Origin of the sequence: Rhodococcus sp. 4CII (assembly GCF_014256275.1) — a bacterium.
GTDB lineage: Bacteria > Actinomycetota > Actinomycetes > Mycobacteriales > Mycobacteriaceae > Rhodococcus_F > Rhodococcus_F wratislaviensis_A.
This window is the reverse complement of the sequence record NZ_JACCFE010000002.1, coordinates 4,262,048-4,281,282: the sequence shown is the minus strand read 5'-3', so window position 1 is coordinate 4,281,282 and position 19,235 is coordinate 4,262,048. Positions and strand designations below refer to the sequence as shown.

The 19,235-nt window shown below is 68.0% G+C and carries 18 protein-coding genes and 1 pseudogene; 7 read left to right on the top strand and 12 right to left on the bottom strand.

Features of this window, described 5'->3' with window-relative positions; genetic code table 11:
* The first annotated feature begins 237 nt into the window (after positions 1-237).
* Complete coding sequence (locus tag H0B43_RS20610) at positions 238-720, top strand: Lrp/AsnC family transcriptional regulator (RefSeq protein WP_185726254.1); 483 nt, start codon at positions 238-240, stop codon at positions 718-720.
* Positions 721-729: 9 nt separating this feature from the next.
* Here the strand turns inward: H0B43_RS20610 and H0B43_RS20605 are convergent, their stop codons facing one another.
* The 3 genes from H0B43_RS20605 to H0B43_RS20595 form a co-directional block, all read right to left on the bottom strand.
* Positions 730-3,120, bottom strand: a complete 2,391-nt coding sequence (locus H0B43_RS20605; protein ID WP_185726255.1) for an excinuclease ABC subunit UvrA — start codon at positions 3,118-3,120, stop codon at positions 730-732.
* 71 nt (positions 3,121-3,191) lie between these two features.
* Positions 3,192-3,602, bottom strand: a complete 411-nt coding sequence (locus H0B43_RS20600) for a VOC family protein (RefSeq protein ID WP_185726256.1) — start codon at positions 3,600-3,602, stop codon at positions 3,192-3,194.
* A gap of 10 nt (positions 3,603-3,612) precedes the next feature.
* Positions 3,613-4,056, bottom strand: coding sequence for a helix-turn-helix transcriptional regulator (locus tag H0B43_RS20595; RefSeq protein ID WP_185726257.1), 444 nt, complete (start codon positions 4,054-4,056; stop codon positions 3,613-3,615).
* A gap of 45 nt (positions 4,057-4,101) precedes the next feature.
* Here H0B43_RS20595 and H0B43_RS43200 point away from each other — a divergent pair.
* Positions 4,102-4,231, top strand: a pseudogene (locus tag H0B43_RS43200) (Zn-dependent protease); the annotation flags it as partial.
* Positions 4,232-4,305: 74 nt separating this feature from the next.
* On the opposite strand, the gene H0B43_RS20590 reads toward H0B43_RS43200, so the two are convergent.
* Positions 4,306-6,669: an arylsulfatase gene (locus H0B43_RS20590; RefSeq protein ID WP_397517510.1), complete on the bottom strand. Its 2,364-nt coding sequence runs from the start codon at positions 6,667-6,669 to the stop codon at positions 4,306-4,308.
* A 320-nt stretch (positions 6,670-6,989) separates the two neighbouring features.
* Between H0B43_RS20590 and H0B43_RS20585 the strand changes: the two genes are divergently transcribed.
* The gene (locus H0B43_RS20585) at positions 6,990-8,135 is read left to right on the top strand and encodes an aromatic acid exporter family protein (RefSeq protein WP_185726259.1); all 1,146 of its coding nucleotides are present in this window, start codon (positions 6,990-6,992) and stop codon (positions 8,133-8,135) included.
* Between the two features lie 24 nt (positions 8,136-8,159).
* Here H0B43_RS20585 and H0B43_RS20580 read toward each other — a convergent pair whose 3' ends face one another.
* The gene (locus H0B43_RS20580) at positions 8,160-8,555 is read right to left on the bottom strand and encodes a VOC family protein (RefSeq protein WP_185726260.1); all 396 of its coding nucleotides are present in this window, start codon (positions 8,553-8,555) and stop codon (positions 8,160-8,162) included.
* Between H0B43_RS20580 and H0B43_RS20575 the strand changes: the two genes are divergently transcribed.
* Positions 8,554-9,429, top strand: coding sequence for a nucleotidyltransferase domain-containing protein (locus H0B43_RS20575; protein WP_185726261.1), 876 nt, complete (start codon positions 8,554-8,556; stop codon positions 9,427-9,429). The two genes, H0B43_RS20580 and H0B43_RS20575, sit on opposite strands and share 2 nt — an antisense overlap.
* A 56-nt stretch (positions 9,430-9,485) precedes the next feature.
* On the opposite strand, the gene lpdA is transcribed toward H0B43_RS20575, so the two are convergent.
* Genes lpdA through pdhA form a run of 4 tightly spaced genes read right to left on the bottom strand, consistent with a single transcriptional unit; the run spans position 9,486 to position 14,192 of the window.
* Entirely contained in the window at positions 9,486-10,859 is a 1,374-nt protein-coding gene (gene lpdA, locus H0B43_RS20570) for a dihydrolipoyl dehydrogenase (protein ID WP_185726262.1), read from the bottom strand.
* Positions 10,860-12,050, bottom strand: a complete 1,191-nt coding sequence (locus H0B43_RS20565) for a dihydrolipoamide acetyltransferase family protein (protein WP_185726263.1) — start codon at positions 12,048-12,050, stop codon at positions 10,860-10,862.
* A complete protein-coding gene (locus tag H0B43_RS20560) occupies positions 12,047-13,051 on the bottom strand; it encodes an alpha-ketoacid dehydrogenase subunit beta (protein WP_185726264.1) in 1,005 nt (334 codons plus the stop codon). The genes H0B43_RS20565 and H0B43_RS20560 overlap by 4 nt, the downstream gene beginning before the upstream one ends.
* 4 nt (positions 13,052-13,055) lie before the next feature.
* Positions 13,056-14,192, bottom strand: coding sequence for a pyruvate dehydrogenase (acetyl-transferring) E1 component subunit alpha (gene pdhA / locus H0B43_RS20555; RefSeq protein WP_185726265.1), 1,137 nt, complete (start codon positions 14,190-14,192; stop codon positions 13,056-13,058).
* Positions 14,193-14,326: 134 nt separating this feature from the next.
* On the opposite strand from pdhA, the gene H0B43_RS20550 reads away from it, so the two are divergent.
* On the top strand, positions 14,327-14,803 hold the full coding sequence (locus tag H0B43_RS20550) for an Lrp/AsnC family transcriptional regulator (RefSeq protein WP_185726266.1): 477 nt from the start codon (positions 14,327-14,329) through the stop codon (positions 14,801-14,803).
* Between the two features lie 206 nt (positions 14,804-15,009).
* Here the strand turns inward: H0B43_RS20550 and H0B43_RS20545 are convergent, their stop codons facing one another.
* The 3 genes from H0B43_RS20545 to H0B43_RS20535 form a co-directional block, all read right to left on the bottom strand.
* The gene (locus H0B43_RS20545; protein WP_185726267.1) at positions 15,010-16,023 is read right to left on the bottom strand and encodes a CNNM domain-containing protein; all 1,014 of its coding nucleotides are present in this window, start codon (positions 16,021-16,023) and stop codon (positions 15,010-15,012) included.
* Positions 16,016-17,380: a hemolysin family protein gene (locus tag H0B43_RS20540; protein ID WP_185726268.1), complete on the bottom strand. Its 1,365-nt coding sequence runs from the start codon at positions 17,378-17,380 to the stop codon at positions 16,016-16,018. Before H0B43_RS20540 ends, H0B43_RS20545 begins: the two co-directional genes overlap by 8 nt.
* A gap of 193 nt (positions 17,381-17,573) precedes the next feature.
* Positions 17,574-18,014 carry an Lrp/AsnC family transcriptional regulator gene (locus H0B43_RS20535; protein ID WP_073361703.1) on the bottom strand — a complete coding sequence of 147 codons (441 nt, stop codon included), beginning with the start codon at positions 18,012-18,014 and terminating at the stop codon, positions 17,574-17,576.
* 77 nt (positions 18,015-18,091) lie between these two features.
* On the opposite strand from H0B43_RS20535, the gene H0B43_RS20530 reads away from it, so the two are divergent.
* Complete coding sequence (locus tag H0B43_RS20530; protein ID WP_185726269.1) at positions 18,092-18,835, top strand: AzlC family ABC transporter permease; 744 nt, start codon at positions 18,092-18,094, stop codon at positions 18,833-18,835.
* Entirely contained in the window at positions 18,828-19,157 is a 330-nt protein-coding gene (locus H0B43_RS20525; RefSeq protein WP_185726270.1) for a branched-chain amino acid transporter permease, read from the top strand. Before H0B43_RS20530 ends, H0B43_RS20525 begins: the two co-directional genes overlap by 8 nt.
* Positions 19,158-19,235 lie beyond the last annotated feature (78 nt).

Here is a 19,235-nt window from a genome sequence, read left to right as displayed (position 1 = left end):
ACCGACTCGATCCTCCCCGGCCCAGGTCGTGGGCGGGGTGGATCGGCGGTGACGGGCAGGCGGACCTTCTGGAACCGGACCTACCGCGGGGTGGCGTCACTCCACCCGTCTGTTGCGAGTTCTTGTGCAGATCTCTCGTATCAGTCGACCACCGGCATACACTTCGAGCAATACCGGCCGCAGAATTTCAGCATTCTGCGAACCACCATGCCGTCACCCCCGTTGGAGGTTGGCACAATGCCCAGCAGCAACACCGTCGACTCCCTCGATGCCAAGATTCTCGGCGCGCTCACCGACGATCCACGCGCGACCGTGATCGCGCTCGCCGACAAGACCGGACTGTCCCGCAACACCGTGCAGGCCCGACTCGGCAAGCTCGAGCGTCAAGGAGTGCTGCAGTCCTTCGAGCGCCGCATCGACCCCGGTGCGCTGGGATATCCGCTGACCGCGTTCATCCTGACCAGCGTCACCCAGCGCAAACTCACCCCTGTCGCCGCCGCGCTCGACGGCATCCCCGAAGTGGTCGAGGTGCACGGACTCAGCGGCGCCACGGACCTTCTCATCCACGTCATCGCCCGTGATGCCGACGACCTCTATCGGATCGCCGGCCGCATCCTCGACATCGACGGGGTCGAGCAGACCACCACCTCACTGGTCATGCGCAAGCTGGTGGACTACCGCCTGACCCCGCTGCTGGATCGACTCGTCGACGGTGCCTGAACGTCGAGTTCAGGCACCGACGTAGGTCGCGAGGTGCTCGGCAGTGAGGGTGGAGCGGGCGTCGACCAGATCCGCCGGCGTGCCCTCGAAGACGATCCGGCCGCCGTCGTGACCGGCGCCGGGGCCGAGGTCGATGATCCAGTCGGCGTGCGCCATGACTGCCTGGTGATGCTCGATGACGATGACCGACTTGCCGGAGTCGACGAGCCTGTCGAGCAGGCCGAGCAGCTGCTCGACGTCGGCGAGGTGCAGGCCGGTCGTCGGCTCGTCGAGGACGTAGACCTCACCCTTGTCGGCCATGGCCGTGGCCAGCTTGAGCCGCTGCCGCTCGCCGCCGGAGAGCGTGGTGAGCGGCTGACCGAGGCTGAGGTACCCGATCCCGACGTCGGCGAGCCGCTGCAGAATCTTGTGTGCCGCCGGGATCCGTGCGTCGCCGTCGCCGAAGAACTCCTCCGCCTCGGTCACCGACATGGCGAGCACCTCGGCGATGTTCCGGCCACCGAGCGTGTACTCGAGCACCGACGCCTGGAATCGCTTGCCCTCGCATTCCTCGCACGGGGTTTCGACGGTGGCCATGACACCGAGGTCGGTGTAGATCACGCCTGCGCCGTTGCACGTGGGGCAGGCACCTTCGGAGTTGGAGCTGAAGAGTGCCGGCTTCACACCGTTGGCCTTCGCGAACGCCTTGCGGATCGGGTCGAGCAGTCCGGTGTAGGTGGCCGGGTTGCTCCGCCGCGAGCCGCGGATCGCGGTCTGATCGATCGACACCACCCCGTCGGTCCCGGAGATCGAGCCGTGAATCAGTGAGCTCTTGCCGGACCCGGCAACACCCGTGACCACGCAGAGCACCCCGAGCGGGACATCGACGTCCACACCTTGGAGGTTGTGCGACGTCGCGCCGCGGATCTCCAGCGCCCCGGACGACGAACGCACCGCCTCTTTCAGGGTGGCCCGGTCGTCGAAGTGGCGGCCGGTGATGGTGTCGCTGGCACGCAGTCCGTCGACGGTGCCCTCGAAACAGACGGTGCCGCCCGCGGTGCCGGCACCGGGGCCGAGGTCGACGATGTGATCGGCGATCGCGATCGTCTCCGGCTTGTGCTCCACGACGAGCACCGTGTTGCCCTTGTCCCGCAGCCGAAGCAGCAGGTTGTTCATGCGCTGGATGTCATGGGGGTGGAGACCGATGGTGGGCTCGTCGAACACGTAGGTGACATCGGTGAGCGAGGAGCCGAGGTGTCGAATCATCTTGGTGCGCTGAGATTCACCGCCCGACAGCGTCCCGGACGGCCGGTCCAGGCTCAGGTAGCCGAGCCCGATCTCCACGAACGAGTCCAGGGTGTCGCTCAGCGATTCCAGCAGTGGCGCCGCCGACGGTTCCTTCAGGCCGCGGACCCACACGGCGAGGTCGCTGATCTGCATCGCGCAGGCGTCGGCGATGTTGATGCCTTTGATCTTCGAGGATCGAGCGCCCTCGTTGAGCCGGGTGCCGTCGCAGTCGGGGCAGGTGGTGAACGTGATGGCCCGCTCCACGAATGCGCGGATGTGCGGCTGCATCGCGTCGACGTCCTTGGACAGGAACGACTTCTGGATCTGGGGGATCAGCCCGGTGTACGTCAGGTTGATGCCCTCGACCTTGATCTTGGTCGGCTCCCGGTAGAGGAGGTCGTTGAGTTCCTTCTTGGTGTATTTGCGGATCGGCTTGTCGGGGTCGAAGTAGCCGCAGCCGCGGTAGATGCGCCCGTACCAGCCGTCCATGCTGTAGCCGGGAATCGTGAGCGCGCCCTCGTTGAGCGACTTGCTGTCGTCGTACAGCGCGGTCAGGTCGAAGTCGGTGACCGAGCCCCTGCCTTCGCAGCGCGGACACATGCCGCCGGTGATGCTGAAACTCCGCCGCTCCTTCGTCTGACGGCCGCCCTTCTCGACGGTGACCGCGCCCGCGCCGGAGATCGACGCGACGTTGAAGGAGAACGCCTGGGGCGATCCGATGTGCGGCCTGCCGAGCCGGCTGAACAGGATGCGCAGCATCGCGTTGGCGTCGGTGGCGGTGCCGACGGTCGAACGCGGGTCGGCGCCCATCCGCTGCTGGTCGACGATGATCGCGGTGGTCAGCCCGTCGAGCACGTCCACGTCGGGGCGGGCCAGCGTCGGCATGAAACCCTGCACGAAGGCGCTGTAAGTCTCGTTGATCATCCGCTGCGACTCCGCGGCGATAGTGCTGAACACCAGCGAGCTCTTGCCCGAGCCGGAGACACCGGTGAACACGGTCAGCCTGCGCTTCGGGAGCTCGACGCTGATGTTCTCGAGGTTGTTCACCCGCGCACCCCGCACGCGGATCAGATCGTGGCTGTCGGCGGCATGCAGTTCAGTCGACTGCGTGTCCGTCCTCGTGGCCGTGCTCATCCTGTCTCCCTCTGTGTGCGGACCGCGACCGCGGTCTCCGTGGGTCGGTTGCCTACCGGCTGGACGGAAGCTCAGCGCAGTTCCTGGATGCGGATCAGGTTGCCGGCGTGATCGCGGACGGCGCAGTCGCGGACCCCGTACGGCTGCTCGGTCGGCTCCTGGACGACGTCGGCGTCACCGGCCTGCAGCCGCTCGAAGGTGCTGTCGAGATCCTTGGTGGCCAGGAGGATGCCGCCGTAGGTGCCCTTGGCCATCATCTCGACGATGGTGCGGCGCTCGTCCTCGGTGACGCCGGGGTCGACGGCCGGGGGGTGCAGAACGATGGAGACGTCGGGCTGACCCACGGGGCCGACGGTGATCCAGTGCATCCCGTTGTAGCCGACGTCGTTGCGAACCTCGAAACCGAGGGTGTCGCGGTAGAAGGCCAGGGATTCGGCCGGGTCGTTGTGCGGGAGGAAGCTCGAATGAATGCTGATGTCCATGGTGGCCACGTTAGTTGCGGCCCGCGACCTGTGCTTCTCGATTCCTGATCGGTCTCGTCACCTGTTTCGCGACGCACGACGGCATCCCCGCGGTTGCCCGCGCCGCCTCGCGCCGGTAGGTGCTGGGCGGCACACCGACCAGCTCGGTGAAGCGGGTGCTGAAGGTGCCCAGCGATGCACAGCCGACCTCGAAACAGACCTCGGTGACCGTGAGGTCGCCCCGACGCAGGAGGGCCATCGCGCGTTCGATGCGCCGTGTCATCAGATAGGCGTACGGCGACTCGCCGTACGCGATCCGGAATTGGCGGCTGAGGTGCCCCGCCGACATGTGCGCGTCGCGGGCGAGCGCCTCGACGTCCAGCGGTTGCGCGTACTCACGGTCGATCCGGTCGCGGACGCGGCGCAGCCGCGCGAGGTCGCGCAGGTACTGCGGCTCGGCAGGTCTGCTGGTCACACAGGCGATGGTGCCACGTCGCGCCGGAGTTGCCTAGAGGCCGCCGAGTGCGACGCGAGCGGCGATCTGCGCGACGGCGTGCTCGGGCTCCTCAACATCGAACTGCTCACCCACCCGTTCTCGGTGCTGCGCGGACGCCGAGCTGAAGAAATGGGTGGACAGCGGCGCCTACGCCGCGAAGACGTACAAGCAGAACTTCAGGAACTCCGACGGCTCGAAAGGTTCCGGCGAGAAAACGGATTCCGACGGCTAGTCGGCCATCGCCTCGGCCAGCTCCTCGACCTCCCGGATCACCGGTTCGGGCACCCGCACGGGACCGGGGGTGTAGGTCACCGACCGCAGTCGGCCGGTGAATCGGAAGGTCCCGCGTCGTTCCCGCAGATCCCACACCACGGGTCCGCGAGCATCGACGCCCACCGAGATCCCGGTCCACGGCGCCATGCCGACCAGCTGGAACTGGTCGTCGAGGGTGGCCACATCGGTGGTCGCTCCCGCCGAATCGGTGAGTGCCACGGCGAAATTCCACCGAACCGATTCGGTGGCCGACGCCCGCACCTGCACCCCCACCACGTTTGCACCGAGAGGCGCGGACGTCTGCGCCACCCGACCGTAGCTGTTGACGGCGAACACGATCCGGCCCTCCTCCACGTAGAGCACATACCCGCCGTGCGGATCGCCGTGCGCGACGAGCACCCCCTCGTCGCCGGCGGCGATCGCGTGGGTGGCGACGTCGACGGTGAAGTCGCGGTACTGGATCAGCACACTGGACCGATACCGTTCCAGCGTCGGTGTGCCCGCGAGGATCGTCACGGGCTCGGCGAGTCGGCGCTCGTCGGGTCGGCGCTGCACGGCCTTGCGATCGTCGAGCAGCGGGAACACCGTGTTGTGCCACGCCGCACGGTCCCACGCCTCGGCGAGTTCCCGCACCTTCTCCGGGTAGCGGCCGGCCACGTCCGTCGTCTCGGCGGGATCGGTTTCGACGTCGAACAGCTGCCACCGCGGATCGTCGACCCGAGTCGGATCCGTATGCAGCGACAGCAGTTTCCAGCCGTCCCGGTAGAAACCGCGGTGACCGCCGAACTCGGCGTACTGCTCGGTGTGCGGCGTCGGCTCCGCGGCGTCGCGCAGGACCCGCGCGATGCTGACGCCGTCCCGCTCCTGGGCGGGGAGTCCGTTCCGGTGGCTCGGCGTGTGCAGTCCGGCGAGCTCGAGCAGGGTCGGGGTGATGTCGGTGACGTACGAGTAGTGCTTGCGCAGCCCGGTGTCACCGTTCGCGCGCCGGAGTCCGGCCGGCCACGACAGCAGGAACGGCACCCGCACACCGCCGGCGAATGTCTGCCCCTTGTAGAACCGGAACGGAGTGTTCGACGCCTGCCCCCAGCCGCGCGGGTAGTGCACCCCGATCCTCTCCGAGCCGATCAGTTCCTCGTCGTGCGGGACATCGCGCACCCAGTCCGACGGGACCGGTCCGTGCACGAATTGACTGAAATACGAACGGGTTCCCACCGCACCACCCTCGGCGGTGCCACCGTTGTCGGACGTGAACACGATGATGGTGTTGTCGGTCTCGCCGAGTTCGTCCAGAGTGTCGAGCACGCGACCGACGCTCTGGTCGATGCTGTCGACCATCGCGGCGTACACCTCCTGGTACCGGGCGAACCGCTGTCGTTCGTCGTCGGTGAGTTCGTCCCACGGCGGCGCGTCGAATCCCGGTTCGGTGTTGCGCTCGGCCATCGGCGTTCCGGGCGGGAAGAATCCGGCCTCGACCTGCGCGTCGAAACGTTTGCGTCGCACGGCGTCCCAGCCCTCGCTGTAGCGGCCGCGGTACTTGTCCAGGTCTTCGGGCATGGCCTGGTGCGGTCCGTGCATCGCGATGTGCGAGAAGTACAGGAAGAACGGCTTGTCGGCGTCGTGGGCGCGCAGGCTCTTGATGCGCGCGACGGCCTTGTCCGTGATGTCGTCGGTGACGTAGTAATCCGACGGGTATTCCTCGACGTCGACGACCGAATTGTCGGAGATCAGCTCGTTCGGGTAATAGAACGAATTGAGACCCTCGAGCGATCCGTAGTAACTGTCGAATCCGCGTTGCAGCGGCCAGGAGTCGCGGGTGCGCCCCGGCGCGAGGTTGGTGTCGCGGGCCAGATGCCACTTGCCCACCGCGTGGGTGGCGTACCCGTTCGCGCGCAGAATCTCCGCGAGGCTCAGTGCGTCGTCGGCGAGTTCCATCCGCAGTCCGGGGAAGCCGGGGTCGAAGTTGGCGACGCTGCCGTACCCGGCGCGGTGCGGGTTCAATCCGGTGAGCAGCGCCGCGCGGGCCGGTGAGCAGACCGAGGTGGTGTGATAGTTCGTCAGCCGGTACCCGCTGTCGGCGAGCCGGTCGAGGTTGGGGGTGTCGATCTCGGAACCGAACGGTCCGATATCCGAATAGCCCATGTCGTCGATGAGGATCACCACGATGTTCGGTGCACCCGCCGGCGCCTTCGTCTCCGGCTTCCACCACGGCGTCGACTCCGTGCTGGTCCGCCCGATGTGTCCGCCGAACCCCTCGTATCCGCGCGCCCCCGGCGGGAGCGTCTGCCCGTCGTCGATACCGCCGGTTCCGTTACTTCCCACTTCGGGCACGCGCGCAATCCCCTTCACTCACGGAGAAGGTTTCCCCATGCATTCGGTGGAATAGTACGGTCGCCCGCGATGCCGTCGAGTGGTTTGAATCACGTGGATTTCAAAGTACGTTCGGCACCGGGTTGTGACCTGCATCGCCCGGATACGGCCGGTGAACGTGATCTGCGTAATGAAAGGGCCCACTTTTACACGACCGTAAGAAATTCACGACAAGCTTTGCGAAGGCTTGTCCACCGGCGCCGTCCGGTCCCGGCAGGCGTTACGAGATTGTGCTCCTGCCCACGTGTGACCGTTCAGAAAGCCGTACCACTGTGCTCCAGCTCATTTCGATGCTCACGTCCCTCCGACAGGCAGGCGCCACCGCGGTGCCCGCCGTGCGCGCCGCGTTGCTGCGGTTCGCCGGGTACCTGGTGCCGATCGCGCAGACGGCGGTCACCGCCGGGGCGGCGTGGTGGGTGGCGGTCGAAGTGGCCGGTCACGAGCAACCGCTGCTGGCCCCGTTGGCGGCGGTCGTGTGCCTGAGCGTTGCGCGGGGCGCCCGCAGCCGCCGGGCCGGTGAACTGATCGCCGGTGTCACCATCGGAACGATCGTGTCGGACGTCGTCGTGCGGTACATCGGCAACGGTCCGTGGCAGATCTGCCTCGTGGTGGCGGTGGCCATGTCGCTGGCCGTGCTCCTCGACGGTGGTTCCGTGATCGTCCTGCAGGCGGGGTCGTCGGCGGCGCTGGTCGCGGCGATGGCGTCCGCGACCGCCGCACACCCGTTCGACCGCGTCGTGGACGCGCTGATCGGAGGTGCGCTCAGTCTCGTGGCGCTGTCCGTGCTACCCACCGATCCCGTGCGCCGGACACGCCGGTGCGCCGCGGCCGTGCTGGACAGCGTCGGCGCCGCCCTCCGGCAGACGTCGAAGGGGCTGGCGGCCGGCGACATCTCCGCACTGGAGGATGCTCTCGCCCTTGCCCGTTCGACGCAGTCGACCATCGACAGCATGCGCGTCGAACTCCGCTCCGGATCCGAGGTGGCGCGAATGTCGCCGATCCACTGGCGGGCCCGTCGCCGGATCGGCCGGCTGGGATCGATCGCGGACCCGATCGACAATGCCGCCCGCAACACCCGAGTCCTCGTGCGGCGCGCCCTCATCGCCACGTACGACGGCGAGCAGATCGACCCGAAACTGGCCGAGGCCGTGTCCGAACTCGCGACCATCGCCGACCGGATGCGCCAGATGATCCTCGCGACCCCGACGACGAAGCCCAACGAGATCCAGATCGGCAACGAACTCGAACGATTCGCGCGCGCACTTCCGCAGCAGGACGTCTCGGCGGGTTTCTCCTCCGCGGTCGTCTCCGCTCAGGTCCGGTCGATCGTCATCGACTTCTTCGAGGTGTGCGGCATCCCCCGCGCCGTCTGCAGGCCCATGCTGCCGCGTCCCGCCCAGTACGCGGACGCTGCTTAGCCGTCGACGCCGTCACCCTCGGCGTCAGGGCATCTGGAGCCGGCACTGGTCCGGCGCGCGAGCGTTGTCGATGACGCAGAACCGGTTGCCCTCGGTGTCGGCGAGCACCACGAAGTCGGCGTTCTCGGGGTATCGGTCCCACGGCACCCGCTGCGCGCCGAGACCGATCAGTCGCTCGACCTCCGCGGCCTGATCGTCGCCGTCCCGGGCATAGAGGTCGAGGTGCAGCCGTGGCTCCGGTTCCGCGTCGTGGTCACTTTGCTGGATGGCCAGCAGCAGTCGGCCGTCGGGCCGCGTCAGGTTGGTGAAGTCGTTGGCGCCGACCGGCGGGAGCGCGGTCAACCCGAGCGCCGCGGTCCAGAATTCGGTGGCACGCCCCACGTCGCGTGCGCCGATCACGGTCGGTCCCACGATGAGCATGAACCGAACTTATCCGCTGCGCGCGGCCGAGGTGGACGATGTGGGGGTGGAGTTCGAAAATGTGGTGTTGCGACCACTCGCCGAGCGGTTGTGTCTCGTAGACGGGGTCGTCGGTGTCACCCTCGGTGGCAGCCGCGCCCGGGGAACGCACACGACGGACTCCGACTACGACGTGGGCATCTACTACCGCGGCATTCTCGACACCGACGCGCTGACCGGCCTCGCGCAGGAATGCGCGGGTGCCGGGGCGTCGGCGACGCGCACCGGAGAGTGGGGACCGTGGGTCGACGGCGGGGCGTGGCTGTCGATCGACGGCACCGCGGTCGACTGGCTGTACCGCGACCTCGATCGGGTGATCGCGGTGTGGCAGGACACGCAGCAGGGTGTGTACGGGTTTCACGCTCAGACCGGTCACCCGTTCGGATTCGCCGACATCGCGTACCCGGGCGAACTCGCGCCGGCGGTGATTCTCGCCGACCCGTCCGGACGACTCGCGGCCCTCCGCGCCGAGGTGCGGCACTACCCGGACCCGCTGCGCGACGCGCTCGTGGGGCGACTGTGGGAGGCGGAGTTCGTCACCGTGCTGGCCCGCAAGGCGATCTCCCGCGCCGATGCGACGTACGTCGCGGGTTGCCTGTTTCGCGCACTGTGCCTGTGCGCCCACGCCCTCCACGCGCATGCCCGACGCTGGTTGATCAACGAGAAGGGCGCGGTCGCCGAGGCCGGTGCGCTCCCGAACGCCCCCGCCGACTTCACCGTTCGCGCGCACGCCGTCCTCGGCCGGCTCGGAACGACACCGGAAGAACTGACCGCAGCCGTCACGCTGGCCGAGCAACTCGTCGAGGACACCCGCAGCGTGTGCCCGCTGAGCTGAGTGTGCGACGTCCTCCAGATTGTGTGGGGAAACTGCTCCGCATCAGACAGTATTCGTCAACCGTGCGTGTGCAGCGGCTTCCCAGACAACGCGAGCATCGCTTCGCCCAGTGCCTCGTTCTGCGTGGGATGTGCGTGGACGAAGCGCGCGACGTCGGAGGGCAGGGCCTCCCATGCGACCGTGAGTTGCGCTTCGCCGATGAGTTCACCGACGCGGTCGCCGACCATGTGCACCCCGACGACGGGGCCGGTGTCGCCGGCGCGCACCACCTTGATTCCGCCGGCGGTCTTCAGGATCTGACTCTTGCCGTTGCCCACGAGGTCGTAGACGAGGGACGTCACGTCGCCGTACCGGTCACGGGCGGCGTCCTCGGTGTACCCGACGGACGCCACCTCGGGGTGCGAGTACGTCACCCGCGGAACGAGGTGCTCCGCCACGGGAACGGGGGCGAGACCGGCGATCTCCTCCGCAACGAAGACACCGTGCTGGAAACCGCGGTGCGCCAACTGAAGTCCGGCTACCACGTCCCCGACGGCATACACGCCGTCGACGCCGGTGCGCAGACGCTCGTCGGCGACGACGAAGCCACGGTCGAGGGCGATTCCGTGGTCGGCGAATCCGCTGTCGGCGGTGCGGGGCCCGCGCCCCACGGCAATGAGCAGGACCTCCGATTCGACCGTCTCGCCGCTGCCCAGTTCGACGAGGACGCCGTCCGCGGATTCCTTCGCCGACTCGACCTGCACACCTTTGCGGACGGAGATGCCGCGCTTGCGGAAGGCCCGCTCGAGTTGTTTCGAGCACCACGGATCCTCCGCCGCGACCAGGCGGGGCAGCGCCTCGACGACCGTCACGTCGGCGCCGAACGATGCCCAGACGCTCGCGAACTCGACCCCGATCACGCCGCCGCCGAGAACCACGGCCGTCTTGGGGACGAACCCGAGATCGAGGGCGTCGTCGCTGGTCACGATGCGGTCACCGAGTTCGATGGACGGCACCGTGCGGGCGTACGACCCGGTGGCCAGCACCACGGACGTCCCCGTGTAGCGGACACCGTCCGCCTCGATCGTCCGCTCGCCGACATACCGTCCGTGCGCGGACACGAGGGTGATCCGGTGGTGCGCGACGAGGCCCTGCAGTCCCCGGTACAACCGCTCGATCGTGTCGTTCTTGTACGCGTGCACCGCCTCGAGGTCGATACCGTCGAATGTCGTGCGCACGCCGAATTCCGCCCCGGCGCGGGCGGTGTCGGCGACCTCGGCGCAATGGAGCAGCGCCTTGGTGGGGATGCAGCCCCGGTGCAGGCACGTTCCACCGACCTCGTCGGCCTCGATCAGCGTGACCGACAGTCCGAGTTGCGCGGCGCGGAACGCGCAGGCGTAGCCACCGGAGCCACCCCCGAGAATCAGGACGTCGCTGTGGTTCTCGGTCATCTACAGCCTCCCCAGGACGGCGATCGGGTTCTCGAGGTAGTCGGCGAACAACCGGAGGAATCCGCCGGCGACGCCGCCGTCGCAGACGCGGTGATCGAAACTCAGTGACACCTGAGCAACCTTCCGGACCGCCAGTTGTCCGTCGACGACCCAGGGTTTGTCGATGATGCGGCCGACACCGAGGATCGCGGCCTCGGGGTGGTTGATGATCGGAGTGGACCCGTCCACCCCGAACACGCCGTAGTTGTTGAGGGTGAACGTGCCGCCCGACAGTCGCGCCGGCGGGAGGGTGCCCTCGCGGGCGCGATCCGTGGTGTCCTGCAGCTGTCGGGCCAGTTCGACGGTCGTGAGCCGATCGGCGTGTTCGACCACCGGGACGACCAGTCCGCGCGGAGTCTGCGCCGCGATGCCCAGGTGCACATGGTTGTAACGGATGATCTCGTTGCGTGCGGTGTCGACGGTCGAGTTCAGTTCGGGGTATTGCGTCAGAGCGGCGAGCGCCAGGCGCGCGAGCAGCGCCATCAGGCTCACCCCGGCGTCGTCGCCGAGGGTCTGGTTGATCGCCCGGCGCGCCGCGAGGAGACCGGTGGCGTCGACGTCCACCCACGTGGTCGCGTCGGGGATTTCCCGGCGGCTCGTCGACAGCTTCTCGGCGACCGCCTTGCGCAGTCCAGTGATCGGAATCCGCTGTGTGTCGGCGGTCCGGTCGGCGGGGGTCGCCGTAAGGGTCCGTTCGACGTCGGCGCGGGTGACGACACCGCCGGGTCCGGTGGCGGACAGGGCGGTCAGGTCGATGTCATTGTCCCGGGCCAGTTTTCGTACGATCGGCGAGATCACGCGCACGCCGCCCGTTGACTTCGATGCAGGCGTGACCTCGGGTCGCCGCACACGCCGGCGACGCTGCCGGGTGTCCTCGCTGGTGCCGTAGCCGATGAGCACGTTGCCCGACCCGGAACTCTGTACGGTGATCAGGGGTGTGCCCACCTCGAGCGTCGAGCCTTCGTCGCCGTGCAGGGAGATCACGGTGCCCTCGAAGGGAATCGGCACCTCGACGGCGGCCTTCGCGGTCTCGACCTCGACGACCACCTGGTCGATGGTGACGGTGTCGCCGACCTTCACTTTCCACTCCGCGATGTCGGCCTCGATCAGGCCCTCGCCGAGGTCGGGAAGCAGAAATACCTGGTCGCTCATGCGGTCACCGCCCAGCGGGTGTCGGCGGAATCGTTCCACTGCAACCGGTCGACGCTGTCGAGGACGCGATCGACGCTCGGCAGGTGCAGGCGTTCGAGCTTCGGCGCCGGGTACGGGATGTCGAATCCGCTGACCCGCAACACCGGGGCGTGCAGGTGATGGAAACAGCGTTCCTGGACGCGGGCGGCGATCTCGGCGCCGACCCCGGCGAAACCCTGGGCCTCCTGAATGACGATGCAGCGTCCGGTCTTCCGGACCGAGGCCATCACCGTCTCGTCGTCGAAGGGCACGATCGACCGCAGGTCGATCACCTCGACATCGTGGCCCTCCGCGGCGGCGGCCGCGGCCGATTCGAGCGCGACGTTCACCGACGGCCCGTACGCGACGAGGGTCGCGTCCCGGCCGGGACGACGAACCGCGGCCTGCCCGATCGGCGCGCCCACCGCGAGGTCGACGTCGGCACGCGAGAAGTACAGGCGTTTGGGTTCGAGGAAGATCACCGGGTCCGGGTCGTCGATCGCCGCCCGCAGCAGGGTGTAGGCGTCCTCGACGGTGGACGGGGCCACCACCTTCAGACCCGGGGTGTGGGCGTAGTAGCCCTCGCTGGAATCGCAGTGATGCTCGACCCCGCCGATGCCGCCCGCGAACGGGATGCGGATGACGATCGGCACCGACAACGCACCCTTGGTGCGGTTCCGGATCTTCGCGACGTGGGAGACGATCTGCTCGAAAGCCGGATACGCGAACGCGTCGAACTGCATTTCGACGACCGGCCGGAACCCGGACATCGCCATGCCGATCGCGAAGCCGATGATGCCGGATTCGGCGAGCGGGGTGTCGAAGCAGCGGTCGTCGCCGAAGTCGCGGGTGAGTCCGTCGGTGACCCGGAAGACGCCGCCGAGTGTGCCGACGTCTTCTCCGAAGACGACGACGTTCTCGTCCGCGGCGAGCGCGTCGCGCAACGCGGTGTTCAGGGCCTGGGCCATGGTGATCGTGGGCACGGTGTCAGTTCTCCTCGGACTCGGCGGCCAGTTCGGCTTCGACCTGTGCTTGCTGCTCTCGAAGTTGCGGTGTCTGCTCGGCGAAGACGTACCGGAACAGATCCGCCGGGTCGGCGACGCGGTCGACGTTCATGCCCGCCCGCAGTTCGGCGGCCGCGCTCTCGGCCTCCGCCGTGAGGGCGGCCGCGGACGCGTCGTCGTGAAATCCGCCGCCCCGCAGGTACTTGTCGAGCCGGGCCAGCGGGTCGCGCCCGAGCCAATGCTCGACCTCGGCGGAATCGCGGTAGCGGGTGGCGTCGTCGGCGTTGGTGTGCGCATCGATCCGATACGTGTGGGCCTCGACGATGACCGGACCGTTGCCGGCGCGGACGAATGCCGCGGCCTCGTCCATCACGGCCAGCATGGCCACCGGGTCGTTGCCGTCCACCTGTTCGCTGCCGATTCCGTAGCCGACTCCCTTGTGCGCCAGCGTGGGGGCGACGCTCTGCCGGGCGAGCGGCACGCTGATCGCGAAACCGTTGTTCTGCACCAGAAAAACCACCGGGGCCTTGAACACGGCCGCGAAGTTGAGGGCCTCGTGGAAGTCGCCCTCGCTGGTCGCGCCGTCGCCGCAGAACGCCAGGGCAATGGTGTCCCGGCCCTTGCGGTTCTCGCCGTAGGCGACACCGGTCGCGTGCAGGAGTTGGGTCGCGAGCGGAGTGCACTGCGGCGCACTGCGGTGGCGGGCGGGATCGTAGCCGCAGTGCCAGTTGCCGGCGAGCATGCTCAAGATCTCCACCGGGTCGATGCCGCGGGCGGCGAGCGCCACCGAGTCGCGATAGGTCGGGAACATCCAGTCCGAGGGCCGCAAGCTCATCGCCGCCGCGATCTGGCAGGCCTCCTGCCCCCGCGACGACGGGTAGACGGCCAGCCGCCCCTGCTTCGTCAGGGCCGTCGCCTGCTGGTCGAAGCGCCTGCCCAGCACCATGTTCCGATACATCTCGACCAGGCGGTCGTCGCTCGGCCTCGGGTACCGTGCCTCGCTCCCGGTGAGCTCGCCCGCCGCGTCCAGATACTGCACCGCGGTCTCGGCGGGAAGGAACTTCCGATACGGCGTCGCCAGGGGCGGCTCTACGAGCGTCACGTCTACCTCCAGATGCATTGTGTTCGCCAATGCTCGCAACTGGATGACGGATAGACAATGACAAACGGGAAATGGAGACGATTGGTCTAGACTCGGCCTGCCGGGAGCAGAATGTCTCTCCGGAGTGCGAGCGACCACAGCGGGATGGACAGATGGCAGACGACACGGAAGACACGTATCGACTCGACGTGATCGACCGCCGCATCATCAAGGAACTCGTCGCCGACAGCCGCATCTCGATGCGAGCGTTGGCGGAGAAGGCCCACATTTCCCGGGCGCACGCCTACGTCCGCATCGAGCGGTTGCAGGACGCGGGGATCATCGAAGGGTTCACCACCCGGATCTCCCACTCGAAGGCCGGCCTCGGATCCTCCGCATTCATCGCCCTGTCGATCAGGCAGGACTCGTGGCGCGGGATCTCCACCCAACTCCGGACACTGCCCTTCGTCGAGCACTTCTCGCTGTTGGGTGGCGATTTCGACGTTCTCGTCCTCGTCCGTGCACCGGACAACAGCGCGCTGCGCCACGTCGTCCTCGAGCGTCTGCAGAGTCTCGAGGGCGTGCAGGCGACCAAGACGTGGCTGATCTTCGAAGAAGCCAACGGGCCCGGTCCGGACTGGCTCGGCTGAAGAAGCGGGTCGACGGCACCGACCGCGACATCCACGCCAACGAACGCGCGCAAGCTGAGGCCGAGGAGCTCGGCGGCATGCCACCCCCGGCGGCACCGTGGGCGGCGATGCTGACCGCCCCGGACAGTGAACCCACGAAGGAGCCGCGCACCCGCGCGACCACATCCAACCGTGAATTCACCCCGGCGAGGGTACCGTTCGACGGGTCAGGCGGAGACCCCGGTCGCCGGGTGCAGGCGGGCGAGGACGTCCGTCAGCGTGACGACGCCGATCAGCTGTTCGTCGTCGGTGACGACGGCCAGGTGACTGCGGGTCTCGCGCATGACGTGCAGCGCCTCGTACACCGCGGCGCCCGCGTCGAGCGTCAGCACCGGGCGCATCAGGTCGGCGGCGGTGACGCCTCCGCCGGCCTGCAGGCTGTCCCGGACGTGCACCACCCCGCGGATCCCGCCGTCGTCGCGGACGAGCAGTCGGAGGTGGCCGCTGCGGTCCGCGGCCGCCCTGATCGCCACCGCGGTGGCGTCCGGGGCGACACTGCTCGGCGACGTGTTCGGCCGCACCATGTCTCGCACGGCGAGCGATTCGAGTTCCAGGGCGCTCGTCAGCTGCCCGTGGTAGCGCTCGTCGAGTGTGCCGACGGTCGCCGAGTGCGCGACGAGGTGACGCAGCGCGTCCGGGTCCTGTCCTCCTCCCACCTGATCGACCGGTTCCACGCCGAACGTCCGCAGGCACCGGTTGGCCATGCGGTTCAGGACCACCAGCAGGGGACGGGTGGCCCACATGAATCCGCGCATCGGGATCGCCAGCAGTGTCGCCGACTTCTCCGGGTGCGCGATCGCCCACGACTTCGGGGCCATCTCGCCGACGACGAGGTGCAGGAACGTGACGATGATCAGGGCGATCACGAATCCGAGCACGTCCGCCAGCCACAGCGGCGCACCCCAGCCCGCGAACGCCGGGGTCAGCCAGTGATGTACGGCCGGCTTCGTGACGGCGCCGAGCGCGAGGGTGCAGACGGTGATGCCCAGCTGCGATCCGGCGAGCAGCACCGACAATTCCGAGGCACTGCGCAGAGCGGCGCGGGCCGCCCGGCTGGTGGGCGCCGCATCCTCGAGCCGGTGCCGGCGAGCGGCGATCAGGGCGAACTCGATCGCCACGAAGAACGCGCTGGCCGCGATCAGCCCGACGGTGACCACCACGACGATCCACGGATTACTCATCGGCGGATTCACTTTCCAATACGCGGAGCCTCACGAACAGCGAGGACGGAACGTGCTTGTCGACCGCCCGAACCTCGACGTCGAGGCTGCGGACGGGCGGATCTGCGTCGTCGATCAGGTCGGCCGGATCCGGATTCAGCCGGATCGTCACGACATCCCCCGCGGCGGGGAGAGCGCCGAACTCCGCGATGACGGCGCCCGCGAGTGTCTCGAAGTCACCGGACGGCAGGTCGTGGCCGACTATCCGTTCGGCCTCGTCGATGTGCAGATCTCCCGGCATGACCCAGCCGTCGGACGCCGAGCCCGTCACCGCGACGTCGAGTTCGGGGTCGTGTTCGTCGGCGATCTCACCGACGAGTTCCTCGGCGAGGTCCTCGATCGTGACGACACCGGCGAACCCGCCGTACTCGTCGACGACGAGGGCCATCTCGTCGCCCGCCGCCGTCAGGTTCGTCAGCACGTCGGGCAGGGGCAGCGACGTCGGCACGACGACGGCCGCGCGGGCCCGTGTACCGGCGGCACCGTGTGCCTGCTCGCCGAGCAGGTCGTGCAGGTGGATGACGCCGCGGAGGTCGTCGGTGGACGTCCCGACCACGGGATAGCGGGTGTGGCCGGCGCCCATCTTCGCGAGAACGCTGCTCAGGGGTTCGTCGGCGTGAACGGTGTCGACGTGGGCGCGCGGGATCATCGCATGTCCCGCGGTACGGGTGGGGAAGTCGAGGATTCGGTCGAGCAGGGTGGACAACTCCTGCGGCAGCTCGCCGGCGTCGCGCGATTCGGCGACGATGTGTTCGAGGTCGCGCGGGGTCGCCGAATGCTCCACGTCGTGGACCGGCTCGATCCGCAGTACCCGCAGCAGCAGATTCGACGACTGGTCGAACAGCCGAATCAACCAGCCGAAGAGTTTTAGATAGAGGGTGGTCGAGAGCGCGAGCCCGCGGGCCACCGGCTCGGGCCGGGCGATCGCCAGGTTCTTCGGGAAGAGCTCCCCGAACAGCATCTGGACGAAGGTGGAGAACAGCACGGCGAGGACGGCGCCGATGCCGATCCCGACAGCGGTCGGGATGCCGACACCGCCGAGGAGTTCCCCGAGGCCGCGGCCGATCAGGGGTTCGGCGACGTAACCGACGAGCAGGCCGGTGACGGTGATGCCGAGCTGGGCACCGGACAGCATGAACGACGTGCGGCGAGTGACGGCGAGGGCGCGGGCCGCCCCGGCGTCTCCCGCCTCGGCCCGGGCTTTGAGCCGCGAGCGGTCGACCGACATGTACGCGAATTCCTGGGCGACGAAGTAGCCGGTCAGGGCCGTGATGAGCAATACGACGACGACGCCGAAGAAGATGCTCAGGAGGGTCATCGTGCGGTCACCCGCGACGTGCGTCGGGTGCCGCGGGGGTCACGCCGGGGCGGGCTGGGTCTTCGGGGGCGCGAGGCGCTGGTCATGGCTCTCTCTGTATGCGGAGGATGAATCACCCATAGTAAAGGACTCTTTACCCTCGCGGACGCCGGGTGCGCGGCGTCACAGCGCGCGACGGCAGGCCCGCCCCCGCTCAATCGACGCTCTTGATCGTCTTCATCGTGATCAGCGAGGTGACCCGCGAGACCGCCGGAAGCCCGCTCAGCTTGGTGGCCATGAAGTTCTCGTACGTCGCGAGGTCGCGGACCGCGACGCGGATGAAGTAGTCGGGGATCCCGAACAGCCGCCGGCATTCGATCACCTCGTCGAAGGCGGCCACCCGCGACTCGAACTGCTCGATCGTTGCCTGGTCGTTGACGCCGATCTCGGCCGTGACGATCACCTGGAAGCCCCGATCGAGCGCTTCCTGACTGACGATGGCGCGATAGCCGGTGATGATCCCGTCCGCCTCGAGCTTCTTGACCCGGCGCAGGCACGGTGACGGCGTCAGCCCCACCAGATCCGCCAATTCCGTATTGGTCAGACTGGCATCTGCACGGAGGTGGTCCAAAATTGCTTCATCGATAGCATCCACCGCACTATTATTGCGCATGAGGCCGCCATCCGGCATTTGCCCGCAATCGCGCACCGCGATGATTGCTATAGATTTGCGTGGTGATCGATCCAGCAACCCTCCCGACGGCCACCGCCGTCGACTCCGACCCCCGGCACACCCCGGAATGGCGCCGCGCCCTGCAGGCGTCGCTCCCCGTCGGAATCGGGCTCATCCCACTGGGAATCGCCCTCGGCGTGCTCGTCGTCCAACAGGGTCTCAACCCCTGGTGGGCGATGGTCTTCACCTCGCTGATCTATGCCGGGTCTCTCGAGTTCGTCGCGGTCGGCATGGTGGCCGCGATGACGCCGCTCCCGTACATCGCACTGACCGCACTGCTGGTCAACTTTCGGCACGTGTTCTACGCGTTGAGCTTCCCCCTCGACAGGGTCAAGGGCGGGCTCGCCCGCTTCTACAGCATGTTCGCGCTGACCGACGAGGCGTATGCCATGTCGGTCACCGGCGACCGGAAGTCGATGTCCGGCCGGGTCATCGTGTACTCGCAGTTGTATCTCCACGCCTACTGGATCGGCGGCGCGATACTCGGAGCCACTGCGGCGCAATGGATTCCGGACAACATCGTCGGTCTCGACTTCGCGCTGACCGCGCTGTTCGTCGTGCTGTCCATCGAGGCGATCCGGGCTCAGAGCGGTTACGCGGTTCCCGCGATGGCCGTGACGTGCGCGCTGATCGCGCGACTCGCCGACCCGGACCACATGCTGCCGATTGCCATGGGTGCCTTCGTAAGTCTGCTCATCGTCAGGTATTTCCTGTCCCGGAGGAAGGTGTCCGCCGATGCCTGACACCGGGTACGTCCTCGCGGCCGTCGCGATCATGGCGGTCGTCACGTTCGCCCTGCGCGCCGTTCCCTTCGCGATCGTCATGCCGCTGCGCTCGTCCGCGCTCGTCGGCTATCTGGGCGTCTACATGCCGGCCGGGATCATGCTCATCCTGGTGGCGTATTCGCTGAAGGACGTGTCCGTCACCGCGCCGGCACACGGGATCCCCGAACTGATCGCGGTGGCGGCGACGGCCGCGGTGCACCTGTGGCGCAAGAACGCGGTGCTTTCCATCGTCGCCGGGACGGCGCTGTACGTCGTCCTGATGAACTGGGCATTCGCCTGAGCCCGGCGCGCCTCACGTTCTACCATGCAACCACACGGGTAGGCAGGAACCACAAGACAGTCGGCCGTTTCTCGGGAA